The 14,760-nt window shown below is 72.9% G+C and carries 14 protein-coding genes; 12 read left to right on the plus strand and 2 right to left on the minus strand.

Features of this window, described 5'->3' with window-relative positions:
* Window positions 1-6 precede the first annotated feature (6 nt).
* Together HB370_RS21995 and HB370_RS22000 are read right to left on the minus strand one after the other, a co-directional pair.
* On the minus strand, window positions 7-198 hold the full coding sequence (locus HB370_RS21995; RefSeq protein WP_030790987.1) for a hypothetical protein: 192 nt from the start codon (window positions 196-198) through the stop codon (window positions 7-9).
* The gene (locus HB370_RS22000; protein WP_051816100.1) at window positions 195-659 is read right to left on the minus strand and encodes a hypothetical protein; all 465 of its coding nucleotides are present in this window, start codon (window positions 657-659) and stop codon (window positions 195-197) included. Before HB370_RS22000 ends, HB370_RS21995 begins: the two co-directional genes overlap by 4 nt.
* Before the next feature lie 733 nt (window positions 660-1,392).
* Between HB370_RS22000 and HB370_RS22005 the strand changes: the two genes are divergently transcribed.
* The 12 genes from HB370_RS22005 (at window position 1,393) to HB370_RS22060 (ending at window position 14,738) form a co-directional block, all read left to right on the plus strand.
* Complete coding sequence (locus HB370_RS22005) at window positions 1,393-2,253, plus strand: IclR family transcriptional regulator C-terminal domain-containing protein (protein ID WP_244405601.1); 861 nt, start codon at window positions 1,393-1,395, stop codon at window positions 2,251-2,253.
* A gap of 367 nt (window positions 2,254-2,620) precedes the next feature.
* Entirely contained in the window at window positions 2,621-4,108 is a 1,488-nt protein-coding gene (locus HB370_RS22010) for an FAD-dependent monooxygenase (RefSeq protein ID WP_030790996.1), read from the plus strand.
* Between the two features lie 108 nt (window positions 4,109-4,216).
* Window positions 4,217-4,549 (plus strand): TcmI family type II polyketide cyclase, encoded by a 333-nt coding sequence (locus HB370_RS22015; RefSeq protein WP_030790998.1) that lies wholly within the window; start codon window positions 4,217-4,219, stop codon window positions 4,547-4,549.
* Window positions 4,546-5,817 carry a beta-ketoacyl-[acyl-carrier-protein] synthase family protein gene (locus HB370_RS22020; protein ID WP_030791000.1) on the plus strand — a complete coding sequence of 424 codons (1,272 nt, stop codon included), beginning with the start codon at window positions 4,546-4,548 and terminating at the stop codon, window positions 5,815-5,817. Before HB370_RS22015 ends, HB370_RS22020 begins: the two co-directional genes overlap by 4 nt.
* Complete coding sequence (locus HB370_RS22025; RefSeq protein WP_030791003.1) at window positions 5,814-7,037, plus strand: ketosynthase chain-length factor; 1,224 nt, start codon at window positions 5,814-5,816, stop codon at window positions 7,035-7,037. Before HB370_RS22020 ends, HB370_RS22025 begins: the two co-directional genes overlap by 4 nt.
* Before the next feature lie 80 nt (window positions 7,038-7,117).
* Complete coding sequence (locus tag HB370_RS22030) at window positions 7,118-7,390, plus strand: acyl carrier protein (protein ID WP_030791005.1); 273 nt, start codon at window positions 7,118-7,120, stop codon at window positions 7,388-7,390.
* A gap of 123 nt (window positions 7,391-7,513) precedes the next feature.
* Complete coding sequence (gene fabG, locus HB370_RS22035) at window positions 7,514-8,296, plus strand: 3-oxoacyl-ACP reductase FabG (protein ID WP_030791009.1); 783 nt, start codon at window positions 7,514-7,516, stop codon at window positions 8,294-8,296.
* Window positions 8,297-8,323: 27 nt separating this feature from the next.
* Window positions 8,324-9,271: an aromatase/cyclase gene (locus tag HB370_RS22040; protein ID WP_030791012.1), complete on the plus strand. Its 948-nt coding sequence runs from the start codon at window positions 8,324-8,326 to the stop codon at window positions 9,269-9,271.
* The gene (locus HB370_RS22045) at window positions 9,261-10,733 is read left to right on the plus strand and encodes an FAD-dependent monooxygenase (protein WP_030791015.1); all 1,473 of its coding nucleotides are present in this window, start codon (window positions 9,261-9,263) and stop codon (window positions 10,731-10,733) included. Before HB370_RS22040 ends, HB370_RS22045 begins: the two co-directional genes overlap by 11 nt.
* A gap of 19 nt (window positions 10,734-10,752) precedes the next feature.
* Entirely contained in the window at window positions 10,753-12,273 is a 1,521-nt protein-coding gene (locus HB370_RS22050) for an FAD-dependent monooxygenase (protein ID WP_051816101.1), read from the plus strand.
* The gene (locus tag HB370_RS22055) at window positions 12,257-13,210 is read left to right on the plus strand and encodes a 4'-phosphopantetheinyl transferase superfamily protein (protein WP_244405603.1); all 954 of its coding nucleotides are present in this window, start codon (window positions 12,257-12,259) and stop codon (window positions 13,208-13,210) included. The genes HB370_RS22050 and HB370_RS22055 overlap by 17 nt, the downstream gene beginning before the upstream one ends.
* Entirely contained in the window at window positions 13,194-14,738 is a 1,545-nt protein-coding gene (locus HB370_RS22060; protein WP_030791023.1) for an acyl-CoA carboxylase subunit beta, read from the plus strand. Before HB370_RS22055 ends, HB370_RS22060 begins: the two co-directional genes overlap by 17 nt.
* Window positions 14,739-14,760: the final 22 nt, after the last annotated feature.

Genomic DNA, 14,760 nt, shown 5'->3' on the forward strand with positions numbered 1-14,760 from the left:
CGGTCGTCAGCCGAGGGCCTCGGACCGGTCGGCGACGATGGCGATGAGTTCGTCCAGGTCGTACTGGGCGCGCCGGGGGCTGCCGTAGCGGGTGATCTTGCCGCGGCTGGCCCACTTGCGGATGGTGGCCTCCGTCACCCCGGCCGCGAGCGCGGCGAGTTCCGTGGGCACGAAGCGCCGCCGTGGCGTACGGCTCATCGGGCGGCCTCCTCGCGGACACCGGCCCGGTCACCGTCGTGGCGCCGGGTGACGCGCTCGCCGCGCGAGGCGGTCCGCCGCATGCGGTGCGCGACCAGCAGCCACTGCTGCGGCGGCAGCGCGTGCCCGGCGTCGCACGCCACCTGCCCCGGTGTCGCGTCGTCCCCGTCGTGCACCACGGCACGCAGCGTGCCCGCACAGCCGGACCGCAGGCAGCGCCCCAGGTCGACGCGGTGGGCGGGGCCGGGGCCCGCGATACGGCGGGCGGACCTCACGAGCGCGGCGATCTCCTCGGCGAAGTCACCGGCCGCCGGATGCGCGGCCAGCCATCCGGAATGGCGGATGAGGAAGGACACCAGGGGAGGAATCCCCTCCCGGGACGGACCGGCCGTGCCGCACTCGTCCACCACCAGGCGCGCCCAGGAACCGAGCGTGTTCTGGGTCTCCGTCCGTATCGCCATGGCCTTCTCGTTGAGAGAAATTCCGGTGGCGCGGCTTCCGGTGACACGCTGGCGCAGGCTGTGCGGAGTATGCGCTAACATCCGCCCGCATTCCTCGTAAAGCTCCGCGAGGGTACGCAGAGTTGGGATCAGCGCGTCCGCGCTGGGTTTCTCCTCCGACGTTTCTGACAATTGCAGAACTTGGCGCATTCCGTTTCCCCGTTTTTTGAACTGGAATTGCTGTTTGTCGGACCCGTCGTTGGGTCGTGGCTGGCCGGACATGGTTTCGGCCGGGCGCGGATGCCTGCTGCGGCGCAGGAGGGCGCCGCGCGGCGGAATGGCGCGACGCGCGCTGAACGATGGTTTCGAGAGTGCCGGACACGTGCGGTGAAATTGCGGTTTATCAGTGTGTACTGCCCCCGTGCAACCGAATGAATTCTGGCCTGTGGGCCCCCGGCTCGCAGTCACAGTCTGCGTAGGCGGCGAAGGCTTCGTCAAGCAAAGAAAGGGGAAAGTGGAAGTCGGCGATCATTTCTCGCGGGGCGGGAAAACGGGGGATGGATGTCCGGGGTTGCGCCTTACGTCCCATGTATGTGACGGCGATTTCCCTGGAAGGCTTCACCTTTTTGCGTCGTATGTCCGCAGATGTCCGTAAATCCGGCTTGTTCCTTGTTCGGGGGGCCGGGCCGGCCCCCGCCCGACCGCTGCTGTTGACGGATTGTCACCAGGCCGTCTGGTTAGGATGGCCGGGATCGTGCGTGGTGGAGAGACGGGGGTCGCCATGGACATGCACGCGGTTTCGGCCGACGGACGGACCGGCGAGCGCGTCCGTGCGGGCGGCACCACGCACGCGGAGCGCGTGTTCCGGGTCCAGCAGGCGTTCCTCAAGCTGCGCGGCCGGACGCACGGCCCCGGAGAGCTGGCCGAGGCGGCCGGACTCGACGACTCCGCCGTCCACCGCATCCTGCAATCCGGCATCTACGAGGGCGTCTTCGACCGCGTCGGCCGCGGCATGTACCAACTCGGCACCACGGCGGCCCTGGTGGGCATGCAGGCCATGGCGCACACCCTCGACCGCCACACCGCCCGGTCGATCCTGCTCAGGCTGCGCGCCGCCACCGGGGGCGGGCTCGCCTTCCTCTACACGCTCGCCCCGTTCGGCGGCGCCCAGCGGCAGTGTGTCGACATGGCCGTCGGCGACTCCGACCTCTCCGAACTCGGCATGACACCCCGCGAGGTGCTGACCGTCACCCGCTCGCTGCGCGTCGGCGCGTCCGGCCGCGCCATCCTCGCCTACCTCCCGCGCCCCCTCCAGGAACGGGTGGCCGCCGAGCCCGCCGTGACCGAGGCGGGCCCCGGCGTGCTGGTGGACGACGACGCGCTGTGGGACTCACTGCGCGACATACGCGACCAGGGCTACGCCATCGGCCTGGAGGAGTGCATCGCCGGCTGGAACTCCTGCGCCGCCCCCGTGATGTGGGACGGCTGGGTCTTCGGCGCGGTCCTCGTGCTCCTGCCGGACTCCGAGCCCGTCCGCCCGGACGTGATCGACGCGACGACCACCGCCGCGACCCAGCTCAGTCTGTCGCTGGGCCCCCACCACCGCGTCATGTGAACGAGCCGTTCCCGCCCGCTGCCGTGAACAAGTTGTCCGCGCACGGCGATTGACATCCTCCGACCGACCTGTCACGCTGATCGGGCGGCACACGTGTGCCCTCAGGTCGGTGTTCGCTCCGCCTCGCGCCAGTCGCCGGGGCGTGCAGAGCCACCTCGCCGACGCTTCAACCGGCCTCACCGTCTGTGCCCGCGACCCTCGGCGGCCGTACCGCCGCACGTATCCCTCACCCTCACCTTCCCTTTCGTCTGTCGCCTCCGCCCGCCCGGAACCACGTACCCCCGGCGGGCGGCGACATGACGTGCCCTCAGCCACCTCACCGGCGTCTCCCCGTCCCGGGACGTACGCAACAGGAAAGGAGGCGCGGATGGACGCTGCCCTCGTCGACGTTCCCGTGGTCATCGTGGGAGCAGGCCCCACGGGGCTGATGCTCGCCGGTGAACTGCGCCTCGCCGGAGTCGAGATCGTCGTCATCGACCGCCTTCCCCGGCCCAGCGGAGAGTCCCGCGGGCTCGGTTTCACCCCTCGCACCATGGAGGTCTTCGACCAGCGCGGACTGCTGCCCCGCTTCGGCGAGATCGTCACCAGCAAGCTCGGCCACTTCGGCGGCACCCCCGTCGACTTCGGCGTGCTCGACGGCGCCCACTTCAGCGTCAAGGACGTGCCCCAGCACCGTACGGAGGCGGTGCTCGGCGCATGGCTCGCCGAACTCGGCGTCCAGGTGCGGCGCGGCCGCGAACTCGTCGCCCTCACGGCCGGCGAGGACGGCGTCCGCATCGACATCGAGGGCCCCGACGGCCCCGAACGGCTGCGCGCCGGCTACCTGGTGGGCTGCGACGGCGGCCGCAGCACGGTCCGCAGACTCGCCGGGTTCGACTTCCCCGGCACCGCCGCGACCATGGAGATGTACCTCGCCGACATCACCGACTGCGAGGTGCGGCCCCGCCCCATCGGCGAGTCCGTGCCCGGCGGGATGGCCATGTCGGTGCCCATCGGCGACGGCGTCCACCGCATCATCGTCTGCGAGCGCGACAACCCCCCGCGCGAACGCACCGGACCGCCGCCCTTCGCGGAGGTCGCCGCCGCCTGGCAGCGCCTGACCCACCAGGACATCAGCGGCGCCACCCCGGTGTGGGTCAGCGCCTTCGGCAACGCCGCCCGCCAGGTCACCGAGTACCGCCGCGGACGCGTCCTGCTGGCCGGCGACGCGGCGCACATCCACCTGCCCGCCGGCGGCCAGGGCATGAACACCGGCATCCAGGACGCCGTCAACCTGGGCTGGAAGCTCGCCGCCGTCGTACGCGGCACGGCCCCCGAGGCGCTGCTCGACACCTACCACGCCGAGCGCCACCCGGTCGGCCGCCGGCTGCTGACCAACACGCAGGCCCAGGGCCTGCTCTACCTCAGCGGCAGCGAGATGCAGCCGCTGCGCGACGTGCTCGCCGAGCTGATCGCGTACGAGGACGTCAGCCGCCACCTCGCCGGAATGATCAGCGGCCTGGACATCCGCTACGACGTCGGCGCGACCGATCACCCGCTGCCCGGCCGCCGCATGCCGCACCTGGAACTCGTGACCGCCGACGGCGGCAAGACCAGCACCACCGCCCTGCTGCACAGCGCGCGCGGCTTGCTGCTCGACCTCGCCGACGACCCCGGGACCCGGCGCGCCGCCGCCGGCTGGGCGGACCGCGTGGACACCGTCACCGCGACCCCGCACGACACCGCCCAGGACCGGCCGCCGCACGGCGCCACCGCCGTACTGGTGCGCCCCGACGGCCATGTGGCCTGGGCCGCGCCCGGCGGTCCCGGGGAGCTGACCGCCGCCCTGGAGCGCTGGTTCGGCCCGTCCCGCTGACGGCCCCGCCCGCCCCCTCACCACCCCATCTCTTGCGTCACCCGCCCGAGCAACTCCGGCCGCGCCCGGCCGCGTCCGGTCGCGAACCGTCGTGAGGAGACACCCACCATGAAGCACAGCACGTTGATCGTGGCCCGGATGGAGCCGCACGCCAGTGACGACGTCGCGGCCCTCTTCGGCGCCTTCGACGAGACCGAGATGCCCCACCGCATGGGCACCCGCCGCCGTCAGCTGTTCAAGTACCGGGGCCTGTACTTCCACCTCCAGGACTTCGACACCGACAACGGCGGCGAGCTGATCGAGGAGGCCAAGACCGACCCGCGCTTCATCCGGATCAGCGAGGACCTCAAGCCGTTCATCGAGGCGTACGACCCGCAGACGTGGCGCTCGCCCAAGGACGCGATGGCCACGCGCTTCTACCACTGGGAGGCCTCCGCATGACGCCCCGGCGCGTCGTCATCACCGGCATCGGCGTGCTCGCGCCGGGCGGCATCGGTGTGAAGAACTTCTGGAGCCTGCTGAGCGAGGGCCGCACCGCGACCCGCGGCATCACCTTCTTCGACCCCGCCCAGTTCCGCTCGCGGGTCGCCGCCGAGATCGACTTCGATCCGGAGGAACACGGGCTGAACCCGCAGGAGACACGGCGCATGGACCGCGCCGCCCAGCTCGCCGTCGTGGCCACCCGCGAGGCGGTCGCCGACAGCGGCATCGAGCTGACCGGCATCGACCCGTACCGCGTCGGCGTCACCGTGGGCAGCGCGGTCGGCGCGACCATGGGGCTGGACCAGGAGTACCGGGTCGTCAGCAACGGCGGCCTGCTCGACCTGGTCGACCACACGTACGCGGTCCCGCACCTGTACAACCACATGGTCCCCAGCTCCTTCGCCGCCGAGGTCGCCTGGCAGGTGGGCGCGGAGGGCCCCAGCACGGTGGTCTCCACCGGCTGCACCTCCGGCCTGGACTCGGTCGGCCACGCGGTGGAGCTGATCCGCGAGGGCTCGGCGGACGTCATGATCGCCGGCTCGTCGGACGCGCCGATCTCGCCTATCACCATGGCGTGCTTCGACGCGATCAAGGCGACGACCCCGCGCAACGACGACCCCGAGCACGCCTCCCGCCCCTTCGACGGCACCCGCAACGGCTTCGTGCTCGGCGAGGGCTCCGCCTTCTTCGTACTGGAGGAGCTGGAGAGCGCCCGCGCGCGCGGCGCCCACGTCTACGCCGAGATCGCCGGCTACGCCACCCGCTCCAACGCGTACCACATGACCGGGCTGCGCCCCGACGGCGCCGAGATGGCCGAGGCCATCCGCGTCGCGCTCGACGAGGCCCGGATCAACGGCGACGAGATCGACTACATCAACGCGCACGGCTCCGGCACCAAGCAGAACGACCGGCACGAGACGGCCGCGTTCAAGAAGAGCCTCGGCGACCACGCGTACCGCACCCCGGTCTCCTCCATCAAGTCGATGGTGGGCCACTCGCTGGGCGCGATCGGCTCCATCGAGATCGCCGCGTCCGCCCTGGCCATGGAGCACAACGTCGTGCCCCCGACGGCCAACCTGCACACCCCCGACCCGGAGTGCGACCTGGACTACGTGCCGCTCACCGCCCGCGAGCACCGCACGGACACCGTCCTGACGGTCGGCAGCGGATTCGGCGGATTCCAGAGCGCCATGGTGCTCGCCCGGCCCGAGAGGAGCGTGGCATGACCGGCACGGCCACGAAGGTGGTGGTCACCGGACTGGGCGTCGCGGCCCCCAACGGCCTGGGCACCCAGGACTACTGGGCGGCGACCCGGACCGGCAAGGGCGGCATCGGCCGCATCACCCGCTTCGACCCCTCGCAGTACCCCTCCCGGCTGGCCGGCGAGGTCCCCGGCTTCGAGGCCCGCGACCACCTGCCCAGCCGGCTGCTGCCGCAGACCGACCACATGACGCGGCTCGCGCTCGTGGCCGCCGACTGGGCGCTCGCCGACGCCGGGGTCAAGCCGCAGGAGCTGCCCGAGTTCGACATGGGCGTGGTCACCGCCAGCTCCTCGGGCGGCTTCGAGTTCGGCCAGCGCGAACTCCAGGCGCTGTGGAGCAAGGGCGGCCAGCACGTCAGCGCCTACCAGTCCTTCGCCTGGTTCTACGCGGTCAACTCCGGCCAGATCTCGATCCGCAACGGCATGAAGGGGCCCAGCGGCGTCGTCGTCAGCGAGCAGGCGGGCGGCCTCGACGCGCTCGCCCAGGCCCGCCGGCAGATCCGCAAGGGCACCCGGCTGATCGTCTCCGGCGGCATGGACGCGTCCGTGTGCACCTGGGGGTGGGTCGCCCAGCTGGCCGGCAAGCGGCTGAGCACCAGCGACGACCCCGAGCGCGCCTACCTGCCGTTCGACGCCGGGGCGCGCGGGCACGTCCCGGGCGAGGGCGGCGCGATCCTCATCCTGGAGAACGCCGAGGCCGCCCGGTCCCGGGGCGCCCGGACCTACGGCGAGATCGCGGGCTACGGCTCCACGTTCGACCCCAAGCCGGGCAGCGGCCGCCCGCCGGGCCTGCGCAAGGCGATCGAGCTGGCCCTCGCGGACGCGGGCGCGGCCCCGGACGAGGTGGACGTGGTGTTCGCCGACGCCGCCGCCGTCCCGGAGCTGGACCGCATCGAGGCCGAGGCGCTCACCGCCGTCTTCGGCGCCCGCGGCGTCCCGGTCACCGCGCCCAAGACCATGACCGGCCGCCTGTACTCCGGCGCCGCCCCGCTGGACGTGGCCACCGCGCTGCTCGCCATCGAGGAGGGGCTGATCCCGCCCACCACGAACGTCGAGCCGGCCGACGGCTACGACCTGGACCTGGTCACCGGCGAGGCCCGCCCGGCCGAGGTGCGCACGGCGCTCGTGCTGGCCCGCGGCTTCAACGGGTTCAACTCCGCGCTCGTGGTCCGCGCCACCCACTGACCATCCCTCGGCGGGGCCTTCCCGCTTGTTCGAACAAGCGCGGGCGCCGTCCCGCTCGTACACGGAAGAAGGAAATCCCCATGGCCACCAAGGAATTCACCGTCGACGACCTCAAGCGCATCCTCCTCGAAGGCGCCGGCGCCGACGAGAGCGTCGACCTCGACAGCGCCGACTTCCTCGACTCCGAGTTCGAGGCGCTGGGCTACGAGTCCCTGGCGCTGCTGGAGACCGGCGGCCGCATCGAGCGCGAGTTCGGCATCACGCTGGACGACACCGCGCTGACCGACGCCACCACCCCGCGTGCCCTCATCGAGGTCGTCAACGCGCACATCGGTCAGCCCACCGCGGTCTGACCCGGGCGCCGTCGCCCGACACCGGTCGCGAACGACCCTCGCGGCCCCGCCGCCGGACCGGCCGGGAACCACCCCCGGTCCGGCGGCGGCCCTTTTCCGCATCGAGATCCGCAGGAGGAAACAATGGCGCAGGACAAGCGGGTCGCCCTGGTGACCGGGGCGACCAGCGGCATCGGTCTGGCCGTGGCCCGGCTGCTGGCCGAGCAGGGGCACCGGGTGTTCCTGGGCGCGCGCAGCGCCGAGAACGTGGCCGCGACCGTGAAGGAACTGCAGAGCGCCGGCCTGGAGGCGGACGGCGCCACGCTGGACGTCCGCTCCGACGCCGACGTCCACGCCTTCGTGCGGGCGGCCGTGGACCGGTTCGGCACGGTGGACGTGCTGGTGAACAACGCCGGCCGCAGCGGTGGCGGAGTGACCGCGGACATCGCCGACGAGCTGTGGCACGACGTGATCGACACGAACCTCAACAGCGTGTTCCGGCTGACCCGCGAGGTGCTGAACACCGGTGGCCTCAGGCACAAGAGCTGGGGCCGGATCATCAACATCGCCTCCACCGCGGGCAAGCAGGGCGTCGTCCTGGGCGCCCCGTACTCGGCGTCCAAGCACGGCGTGGTCGGCTTCACCAAGGCCCTCGGCAACGAGCTGGCCCCGACCGGGATCACCGTCAACGCGGTCTGCCCGGGCTACGTCGAGACGCCGATGGCCCAGCGGGTGCGCCAGGGCTACGCCGCCGCCTACGACACCACCGAGGACGCGATCCTGGAGAAGTTCCAGTCCAAGATCCCGCTCGGCCGCTACTCCACCCCCGAGGAGGTCGCCGGGCTGGTCGGCTACCTGGCCTCCGACACCGCCGCCTCCATCACCGCCCAGGCGCTCAACGTCTGCGGCGGCCTCGGCAACTTCTGATCCCCCGCCTTCCTAGGAGCTACCGCGATGACCACCCGTGAGGTCGAGCACGAGATCACCATCGCCGCCCCGGCCGAGGCGGTGTACCGGCTGCTGGCCGACGTGGAGAACTGGCCGCGCATCTTCCCGCCCACCATCTTCGCCGACCGCCTGGAGGGCGGGGAGACCGAGGAGCGGATCCGGATCTGGGCCACCGCCAACGGCGAGGCCAAGAACTGGACGTCCCGCCGCACCCTGGAACCGCGGGGCCTTGTGATCACCTTCCGCCAGGAGGTGTCCGCCCCGCCGGTCGCGGCCATGGGCGGCACCTGGATCATCGAGCCGGCCGGCGAGTCCGCGGCCCGGGTGCGGCTGCTGCACGACTACCGCGCCGTCGACGACGACCCGGCCGGCCTGGCCTGGATCGACGAGGCCGTCGACCGCAACTCCCGCACCGAGCTGGCCTCGCTGAAGACCAACGTGGAGTTCGCGCACGCCGCGCGGGAGATCACCTTCTCCTTCGAGGACACCGTCCGCATCGACGGGTCGGCCAAGGACGTGTACGACTTCATCAACGACGCCCACCTGTGGTCCGAGCGGCTGCCGCACGTGGCCAGCGTGCGCTGCGAGGAGGAGTACCCGGGCCTGCAGACCCTGGAGATGGACACCCGGGCCAAGGACGGCTCGACCCACACCACCAAGTCGTACCGGGTCTGCTTCCCGCACCGGAAGATCGCCTACAAGCAGGTCACGCTGCCCGCGCTGATGAACCTGCACACCGGCTACTGGACCTTCACCGAGGACGCGGACGGGGTGTCGGCCTCCTCCCAGCACACCGTCGTCCTCAACACCGACAACATCACGCGGATCCTCGGCCCCGACGCCGGCATCCCCGAGGCCCGCGCCTACGTGCAGAGCGCGCTGAGCACCAACAGCCGCGCCACCCTCGGCCACGCCAAGGACTACGCCGAAGCACGGCGGAACCATGCGGACTGACGTCCTCGTCGTCGGCGCGGGCCCGGTCGGGCTGATGCTCGCCGGTGAACTGCGCCTCGGCGGCGCCGAGGTGGTCGTGCTGGATCGGCTGCCCCGGCCCACCACCGAGTCCCGCGCGACGACCCTGCACGCCCGCACCATGGAGATCCTCGCCGCGCGCGGCCTGCTCGAGGCGCTCGGCACCCCGCCGAACGACGTGATGGGCCACTTCGGCGGCGTCCCGCTGGACCTCACCCTGCCCACGCCGTACCCCGGCCAGTGGAAGGTCCCGCAGACCCGCACCGAGGAACTGCTCCAGGCCTGGGCGCTCTCCCTCGGCGCCACCGTCCGCCGCGGCCACGAACTGCGCGCGCTGACCGTCACGGACACCGGTGCCGAGGCCGAGGCCACCGGCCCCGACGGCCGGCCCGTCCGGGTGAGCGCCCGCTACGTCGTCGGCTGCGACGGCGAGCGCAGCACCGTGCGCGAGCTGACCGGGGCCGACTTCCCCGGGCAGGACGCCACCCGCGAGCTGATCCGCGCCGACGTCGCCGGCATCGACATCCCCGACCGGCGCTTCCAGCGGCTCCAGCGGGGCCTGGCCATCGCCGCCCGCCGGCCCGACGGCGTCACCCGGGTGATGGTGCACGAGTTCGGCCGCGCGGCCCGGCCGCGCACCGGCGCCCCCGCCTTCGCCGAGGTCGTCGACGTGTGGAAGCGCGTGACCGGCGAGGACATCGGCGGCGGCACCCCGCTGTGGCTCAACGCCTTCGGTGACGCCTCCCGGCAGGTGGCGCGCTACCGCGACGGCCGCGTGCTGTTCGCCGGGGACGCCGCGCACGTCCAGATGCCCGTGGGCGGACAGGCCCTCAACCTCGGTCTCCAGGACGCGGTCAACCTCGGCTGGAAGCTCGCCGCCGAGATCCGGGGCCGGGCCCCGGACGGCCTGCTGGACACGTACCACTCCGAGCGGCACGCCGTCGGCGAGCGGGTGCTGAGCACCATCCGCGCCCAGTCGACGTTCCTGCTCGGCGGCCCGGACGTCGAGGCGCTGCGCGAGGTCTTCCGCGAGTTGATCGACCCCGCGCACACCCGTCACACCCGCGCCCACCTGGCCGGCCTGATCAGCGGCCTGGACATCCGGTACGACGTCGGCCCGGGCGACCATCCGCTGCTGGGCGCCCGTATGCCCTACGGCGAGCTGGACCAGGCCCCCGACGCGGCCTGCCGCAAGGCGCGCGGGGTGCTGCTGGACCTCGCGCCCGGCAGCCCGTCCGCGGCGGAGCTGCACGCCGTCGCCGCCGGCTGGGCGGACCGGGTGGACGTCGTCACGGCCGGGTTCCGTACCGCCGACGGACCTTCCGCTCTCTCGGGGGCGCGTGCCGTCCTGGTGCGGCCCGACGGCCACGTGGTCTGGACCGATTCCGGCGCGGGACGGCCGGAGACGGCCCTGCGCCGCTGGTTCGGCGCACCGGTGTCTTGAGTTCGAGGGAGTGACCGACATGTCGAAGTCCGCACCGCGGCCCCCGGCGGGCCCCCGCACGGCGACCGGCCCCGAGGTCCTGGTCGTCGGGGCGGGCCCCACCGGCCTGCTGCTGGCGGGAGACCTCGCCGCCGCCGGCACCCGGGTCACCGTCCTGGAGAAGCGCGGCCGGAAACTGAGCAACCTGACCCGCTCGTTCACCGTGCACGCGCGCACCCTGGAGCAGCTTCAGGCGCGCGGCGTCGCCGAGGACATCATCGCCACCGGCACCAAGCTGCCCACCCTGCCGCTCTTCGGCGACCTGGACATCCACTTCGCGCACCTGCGCACCCGCTACCCGTACGTGCTGATCACCCCGCAGTTTCACGTGGAACAAGTGCTGGAGCGACGGGCCGTCTCCCTCGGGGTGGAGTTCCGCCACGACACCGAGGTGACCGGGCTGCGCCAGGACGCGCACGGGGTCGAGCTGGACGCCGTCACCGCCGACGGCACCCGGGAGACCCACCGTGCGGCCTACGCGGTCGGCACCGACGGGGTGCGCAGCACCGTGCGGCGGCTGCTGGACATCCCCTTCCCCGGCGACTCCGTGCTGCGCTCGGTGATCCTCGCCGACGTGCTGATGAAGGAGGCGCCCGCCGACCTGCTCACCGTGGACGCCAACGAGCACGGGTTCGCCTTCGTCGCCCCCTTCGGCGACGGCTACTACCGCGTGCTCGCCTGGAACCGGCACACCGACAGCTCGGCGGACGAGTCCGTGGACTTCGAGGAGCTGCGCCGGCTGTGCCGGGCCATTCTCGGCCGGGACTTCGGCATGCACGAGCCGCGCTGGGTCTCGCGCTTCCACAGCGACGAGCGCCAGGCCACCCGGTACCGCGAGGGCCGCTTCTTCCTGGCCGGCGACGCCGCGCACGTCCACTCGCCGGCCGGCGGCATGGGCATGAACACCGGCCTGCAGGACGCGATGAACCTCGCCTGGAAGCTGGCGGCGGCGGTGCGCGGCCACGGCGACGACGCCCTGCTCGACACCTACGAGGCGGAGACCCATCCGGTCGGCGAGGAGGTGCTGCGCACCTCGGGCTCCCTGGTCCGCGCGGCCATCCGGCAGAGCGGACGCACCCGGCTCGCCCAGCAGGCGATGGTCTGGTTCGCCGGACACCTCGGCCCGCTCGGCGAGGCACTGGGCCGCCGGGAGGGCCTGGCCGTCTCCGGCACCGGTATCACCTACGGCCGGCAGCGCGGCGACCACCGGCTCGTCGGCCGGTTCTTCCACGGGCGGCTGACCGGCGGACGGCTCGACGGCGCCCTGGGCACCGGCCGGTTCGTGCTGCTCAGCCCCGACGAGGCCGTGCGCACGGCGGTGGCGGACTGGTCCGACCGCGTCGTGACCGCCCCCGCGGACGTCCGCACCACGCTGCTCATCCGGCCGGACGGGTACGTCGCCTGGGCGGCCGACGGCCCCGGCCCGGCGGCGGTCCGCGACGCCCTGAACCGCTGGGCGGGCCCGGCGGAACCCCGGATCCGGCTTGCGTACGCGGGCTGAGGAACGCTGGGCGGTACCGGTACCGGACGCCGTACCGGTACCGGAAACGCTCCCGGTGCCGGACGGCCGGCGCGTGGACCTGTGGCTGCTGCGCTGCCCCGGACCGGGCACCCCGCCCGGCCCTCACGTACGGGCCGGTCCTCACGTACGGGCCGACACCCGCGTACGCCCCGACCCGGACGTACGCCCCGCCCCGGACCCTCTCGCCGACCCGGGCGTCCTCGACGTACTCGACGCGGCGGAGCGGAAGCGGGCGGCCTCCCTGCGCCGGCCCGCCGACCGGGCCCTCTACGTCGCCTCGCACCTCGCCCTGCGCACCCTGCTCGGCGCCTACCTGCGCGTCCCCGCGCGGGAGGTGGTCCTCGTCCGCGAGCCGTGCCCGGGGTGCGGCGGCCCGCACGGCCGCCCGGCGGTCCCGGGCACCCCGCCCCCGCTGCACTTCTCCCTCTCGCACAGCCACGGCCTGGCCCTGATCGGGGTGGCGGCGGTCCCCGTCGGCGTCGATGTGCAGCGGGTGCCGGGTCCCGGCACCGTCGACGCCTGCGCCCCTTCGCTGCACCCGGCCGAACGCGCCGAACTGGAGCGGCTGCCGCCCGGCGCACGCCCCGGCGCGTTCGCCCAGCTGTGGGCGCGCAAGGAGGCGTACCTCAAGGGCATCGGCACCGGCCTGAGCCGCCCCGCGTCCGCCGACTACCTCGGCGCCGACACCCGGTCCCGGCCGCACGGCTGGACGGTCACCGACCTGCCCCGCGCCGACGGCCACACCGCGGCGGTCGCCGTCCTCGGCACGGCGCCCCCGGCCCCGGCCGTGCGCCGGCTGCCCGTGCGCCTCACCTCACCTCACCGACTGACGACCATGCACCAGGCCGCCAACGACCACGAGCCCACCGACCAGTTGGCAAGGCAACCGGAGGGTACCCATGAGGAAACAGCTTGACGAGCTGCTCGACATCAAGGAGTCGGCCCGGGGCGGCCCGGATCCGGACGCGACGCGCCGCCAGCACGACAAGGGCAAGCTCACCGCCCGCGAACGCATCGAGCTGCTGCTCGACAAGGACTCCTTCCAGGAGATCGAGCAGCTGCGCCGGCACCGCGCGACCGGCTTCGGCCTGGAGGCGAAGAAGCCGTACACCGACGGCGTGATCACCGGCTGGGGCACGGTCCACGGCCGGACCGTCTTCGTCTACGCGCACGACTTCCGCATCTTCGGCGGCGCGCTCGGCGAGGCCCACGCCCAGAAGATCCACAAGCTGATGGACATGGCGATCGCGGCCGGTGCGCCGCTGGTGTCGCTCAACGACGGCGCCGGCGCCCGCATCCAGGAGGGTGTCACCGCGCTCGCCGGCTACGGCGGCATCTTCCAGCGCAACACCCGCGCCTCCGGTGTCATCCCGCAGATCAGCGTCATGCTCGGCCCGTGCGCGGGCGGCGCCGCCTACAGCCCGGCGCTGACGGACTTCGTCTTCATGGTGCGCGGCACCTCGCAGATGTTCATCACCGGCCCCGACGTGGTCCGCGCGGTGACCGGCGAGGAGATCGGCCAGGAGGGGCTGGGCGGCGCGGACGTCCACTCCCGGACCTCGGGCGTCGCGCACTTCGCGTACGACGACGAGGAGACCTGCCTGGAGGAGGTCCGCTTCCTGCTGTCGATGCTGCCCGCCAACAACCGCGAGAGCGCCCCGGCCGTGCCCTGCGACGACCCGGCGGACCGGCGCGGCCAGGCCCTGTACGACCTGGTCCCGGCCGACGGCAACCGGCCGTACGACATGCGGGCCGTCATCGAGGAGATCGTCGACGACGGCACCCACCTGGAGGTCCACGAACGCTGGGCCACCAACGTCATCTGCACGCTGGCCCGCCTCGACGGCAAGGTGGTCGGCATCGTCGCCAACCAGCCGCAGTCCCTGGCGGGCGTGCTGGACATCGCCGCGTCCGAGAAGGCCGCGAGCTTCGTGCAGACCTGCGACTCCTTCAACATCCCCCTCGTGACCCTGCTGGACGTGCCCGGCTTCCTGCCCGGCGTGGACCAGGAGCACAACGGCATCATCCGGCACGGCGCCAAGCTGCTGTACGCGTACTGCAACGCGACCGTGCCCCGGATCTCCCTGGTGCTGCGCAAGGCGTACGGCGGCGCCTACATCGTCATGGACTCCCGCTCCATCGGCGCCGACCTGGCGCTGGCCTGGCCCACCAACGAGATCGCGGTGATGGGCGCCGAGGGCGCGGCGGGCGTCATCTTCCGGCGGGACATCAACGCCGCCGACGACCCCGAGGCCGTGCGCCGGCAGCGCGTCGAGGAGTACAAGGCCGAGCTGATGCACCCCTACTACGCCGCCGAACGCGGCCTGGTGGACGACGTGATCGACCCGGCCGACACCCGCGAGGTGCTGATCCGCGGCCTGGCGATGCTGCGCACCAAGCACGCCGACCTGCCGATGCGCAAGCACGGCAACCCGCCCCAGTGACATCGGCAACGGAGGTCCTGTG

This window comes from Streptomyces sp. DSM 40868, assembly GCF_011820545.1.
Classification (GTDB): domain Bacteria; phylum Actinomycetota; class Actinomycetes; order Streptomycetales; family Streptomycetaceae; genus Streptomyces; species Streptomyces eurythermus.